This window comes from Gemmata sp., from assembly GCF_051859125.1.
GTDB lineage: Bacteria > Planctomycetota > Planctomycetia > Gemmatales > Gemmataceae > Gemmata.
This window is the reverse complement of the sequence record NZ_JBHYGG010000187.1, coordinates 1-4,452: the sequence shown is the minus strand read 5'-3', so window position 1 is coordinate 4,452 and position 4,452 is coordinate 1. Positions and strand designations below refer to the sequence as shown.

At 70.7% G+C, this 4,452-nt stretch carries 2 protein-coding genes; both read left to right on the top strand.

Features of this window, described 5'->3' with window-relative positions; all coding sequences use genetic code 11:
* The first annotated feature begins 187 nt into the window (after positions 1-187).
* A complete protein-coding gene (locus tag ACTIGN_RS16455; protein WP_439625732.1) occupies positions 188-1,507 on the top strand; it encodes a hypothetical protein in 1,320 nt (439 codons plus the stop codon).
* Between the two features lie 215 nt (positions 1,508-1,722).
* Positions 1,723-4,254 carry a DUF1549 and DUF1553 domain-containing protein gene (locus ACTIGN_RS16450; RefSeq protein ID WP_439625730.1) on the top strand — a complete coding sequence of 844 codons (2,532 nt, stop codon included), beginning with the start codon at positions 1,723-1,725 and terminating at the stop codon, positions 4,252-4,254.
* Positions 4,255-4,452 lie beyond the last annotated feature (198 nt).

Below are 4,452 nucleotides of genomic sequence, written 5' to 3'. Positions count from 1 at the left end.
CGCCGGGGGGGCCTTGGGGCCCCTCTCGTGGGTTGGGCGGGCGGGGCGACCCCGGCGCGCCTGGGTGGGGGTGCGCCTACCCCCTCGCTGGCGCTCGGGGTTCGCCCGGTCCTCGGTCGGTCTTGACCGATAGCTTACAGTTCGGTTCTAGTCCCCGGGTATTTCACCGCCCGCCGGGGATTCGCACATGACCCGATTCGTCGCTCTCGCCGCCGCGGCGCTCGCTCTCGCGGCCGGCCCCGCACCCGCCGCCGACCCGGTGAACCTGACCGAGAAGGTCGGCCCCGACGTCCGCACGAGGGCCGCGGTCGACCTCGACCTGAAGGGCGAACTCCTGTTCGTCCTGGACGGGAAGAAGGAGTCGGCCCGGCTCGAAGCGAGGGCCCGGCACGCCTTCACCGAGCGGACCCTCGTCGTCACCGACGGGATGCCCAGCAGCACCGCCCGTGCGTACAGCGAGGCTTCCGCAACGGCCGCCGTCGCCGGCGAGAAGTCCGGCCGCACGCTCCCCGCCGACCGCCGGCTGATCGCCGCCCGCCGCACCACCGACGGGCTGGTGTGCTTCAGCCCGGCCGGGCCGCTGAGCCGCGACGAACTCGACCTCGTGACCGAGCACTTCAACCCGCAGTGCGTCGGCGGGCTCCTCCCGGGCGCGCCGGCGAGCGTCGGCGACACCTGGAAGGTGTCCGACACCGCGACCCAGGCCGCGTGCCTGCTCGGGGCCGTGCTCAAGGCGGACCTCACGGGCAAGCTCCTCGACGTGAAGGACGGGGTCGCGACGTTCACCGTCGAGGGCACCGCCGAGGGGGTCGAGCACGGCGCGAAGGTGGTGCTGGCCGTCACCGCGACCGGCACGTTCGACGTCGCCGCCGGGTGCGTTACCTCACTGATGTGGAAGCAGAAGGACGAGCGCGAGCAGGGGCCGGTCAGCCCGGCGTCGAAGGTCGAGGCGACGGTCACGCTGAAGCGCGAGCCCGTGGCCGAGTTCCCGGCGGAGCTGGCCGACGCCGCGGTCGCGAAGATCCCCGAGGGCGAGGTGCCGGCCGCGCTGACCGCGATCCGCCACGCCGACCCGAAGGGCCGGTACGCGCTGGTCCACGCCCGCGAGTGGCACGTCACCGGCCAGACCGACGCGCACCTCGTGGTGCGGCTGGTCGACCGCGGCGGGTTCGTGGCGCAGGCGACGCTCAGCGCGTGGCGGCCGGCCGAGCCCGGCAAGCACATGGCCGCCGCCGACTTCAAGAAGGCCGTCGCCGAGGCGCCGGGCTGGATCCAGTCGAAGGTGCTGGCCGACGGCGAGGTCGCGGTCACCGGCGGCCGGTGGCTGTACCGGCTCACCGCCGAGGGGAAGATGGACGAACTGCCCGTGGTGCAGACGTTCTACCTGCTGGCCGGCGCCGGGGGCGAGCAGATGGGCGTCACGGTCGCGGTGACGCCCGAACAGGTGCGGGCCGTCGGCACCCGCGACCTGGACCTCGTGAGGGCCATCGAGTTCGGGAAGAAGTGACCGGGATTTGGCGAGCGGGGGGCGTGAGCCCCCCGAGTTCTTCTCTTCGCGCTTTCCTCGGGGGGCTCACGCCCCCCGCTCGCCAAGAGTCACGCGATCGCGGTAGCCCCTTGCACATCGGCCCCCCGTCGGCGACAATTGCACCAGACGGTGACCGTTCCCGCCGCAGCGCTTGCGCTCCCACCCGCCTTCTGCCCTCCTGAGGGTCTCTTCACATGTCGAACACCCGCCTCCTGGCGGCCGCCCTGGTCGCACTCCTCGCGACCGCCAACACCCGCTCGCTCGCCGCCGACGCGCCCCTGCCTGCCCCCGGCGACATCAAGGCGCTCGCGATCCACCCGCAGAAGGTGTCGCTCATCGGGGCCGACTCCGCCACGCAGCTCGTGCTCACCGCGACCCTCACCGACGGCCGCGTCGTCGACCTGACGCACGACGCGAAGTACGCCGTCGCCGACGGGAAGGCAGCCGCCGTGCTGCCGACCGGCCGCGTGCTCCCGCGGGTCAACGGCACCACCGAGATCGTGGCCACCTACGGCGACAAGACGGCCCGCGTGCCGCTCGGCGTCACCCACATGGGCGACGACCTGCCGCTCAACTTCACCAACCAAGTCGTGCCGATCTTCACCAAGCTCGGGTGCAACAGCGGCGGGTGCCACGGGAAGCTCGCGGGGCAGAACGGGTTCCGCCTGTCCCTCCTCGGGTTCGAGCCGGACCTCGACTTCATGACGCTCGTGAAGGAGGGCCGCGGCCGCCGCATGTTCCCCGCGAACCCGGACGCCAGCCTGTTCCTCACCAAGGCCACCGGCCGCGCCCCGCACGGCGGCGGCAAGAAGATGGAGCCCGACTCCGACGAGTACAAGCTCGTGCGGCGGTGGATCGGGGCCGGGATGCCGTGGGGCACCGAGAAGGACCCGACCGTCACCAGGATCACCGTGTTCCCCGAGCACCGCGTCATGGGCCGCGGGACCAGGCAGCAGTTCGCCGTGTACGCGCACTACACCGACGGCACCGTCGAGGACATCTCCCGCCGGGCGCAGTACGAGTGCAACGACACCGAGATCGCGACCGTGGACGCGAACGGTTTGGTGCGGACCCTGACAATGAGCGGCGAGGCCGCGGTGATGGCCCGGTACCAGGGCATGGTCGCCGTGTTCCGCGCCACCGTCCCCCTCGGCGTAAAGACGCCTGAGTGGAACTTCGCGGCGAAGACCGTCGTGGACGAGCACACGCAGAAGAAGTGGCGCGAGCTGGGCCTCGTGCCGTCGGACCTGTGCACCGACGAGGTGTTCATCCGCCGCGTGTTCCTCGACGTGACCGGCACGCTCCCGACGCCGAAGCAGGTCACCGACTTCGTCGCCGACAAGGACGCCGCCAAGCGCGACAAGCTCGTGGACCGGCTCCTGGAGAGCCCCGAGTACGCGTACTACTTCGCGAACAAGTGGGCCGACATCCTGCGGGTCAAGCGGCGGGCCGAGACGACCCGCGCCGCGGGCACGTTCGCGTTCCACGAGTGGATCCGCGAACAGGTCGCGGCCGACCTGCCGTACAGCGAGTTCGTCCGCGCCGTGGTGACCGCCACCGGCGACGAGCGGAAGAGCCCGCCGACCGTGTGGTACAAGGAGATCGACAAGCCCGAGCAGTTCGTGGACGACGTGAGCCAGGTGTTCCTCGGCCAGCGGATGGCGTGCGCCAACTGCCACCACCACCCGTACGAGAAGTGGGGCCAGGACGACTACTGGGGGCTGGCCGCGTTCTACGGCCGCGTGGGCCGCAAGAACGTGACGATGCCGGGCGGCAGCGGCGACCGCAAGAACGACCTCCAGGTGGTGTTCAGCAAGGCGACCGGGGCCGTCACCAACAAGCGGACCGGCAAGAGCGCCGACCTGAAGCCGCTCGACGGCGCGGCGCTGGACGTTTCCGCCGAGGACGACCCGCGGCAGAAGCTCGTGGACTGGATGGTGGACCCGAAGAACCCGTACTTCGCCCGCACCGTCGCGAACCGGTACTGGGCGCACTTCTTCGGCCGCGGGATCGTGGACCCGCTCGACGACATGCGGATCACCAACCCGCCGAGTAACCCCGAACTGCTCGACGCGCTGGCCAAGAACCTCGTCGACAACAAGTACAGCCTCAAGGCGCTGGTGAAGACGATCTGCAAGAGCCGCACGTACCAGCTCAGCAGCACGCCGAACGACTTCAACAAGGCCGACAAGCAGGCCTACGCCCGGTACTACCCGAAGCGGCTGCAGGCCGAGGTGCTGCTCGACGCGCTGTGCCAGGCGACCGACAGCCCGAGCCGGTTCGGCGGGCTCCCGGCCGACAAGAACGCGCCGACCCGGGCCATCATGCTCCCGGACGAGTCGTTCTCGTCGTACTTCCTCGACGTCAACGGCCGCCCGCAGCGGATCAGCGCGTGCGAGTGCGAGCGGGTGAACGAGGCGAACCTCGCGGCCGTGCTGCACATGCTCAACAGCGACGAAGTGCAGGGGAAGATCACCCGCTCGGGCGGCCGGGCCGACAAGCTCGCCGCCGCGGCCGACAAGCGGCCCGACGCGGAGAAGGTCGAGGAGCTGTTCCTGTGGGTGCTGTGCCGCAAGCCGACGGCCGACGACCTGAAGGCGGCGCTGGCGCACGTCGAACAACAGGCCGCGAAGAACCCGACCAACCCGGCCGCCGGCAAGAAGACCGCCTACGAGAACATCACCTGGGCGCTGGTGAACACCAAGGAGTTCGTGTTCAACCAGTAATCCGAGTGCGGAGTGCGGAACGCGGAGCGCGGAGTGAAAACCAACGAAGCCCCCGGGTAAACCCGGGGGCTTCTTGCTATGGCCAGTGGATCGAGAGTCGGCTCCGGAACCGGTGACGCGATTGGTGGGGGGTGCGCGTGGCAGCCCCTCACCCGCGACCCGCAGAGCCGGGTCGCGACCTCTCCCCGTAGGAACGGG

Bases quoted from the DNA above. Each gene is read 5' to 3' on its own strand.
- ACTIGN_RS16450 (WP_439625730.1), top strand. From the start codon at position 1,723: ATGTCGAACACCCGCCTCCTGGCGGCCGCCCTGGTCGCACTCCTCGCG.
- ACTIGN_RS16455 (WP_439625732.1), top strand. From the start codon at position 188: ATGACCCGATTCGTCGCTCTCGCCGCCGCGGCGCTCGCTCTCGCGGCC.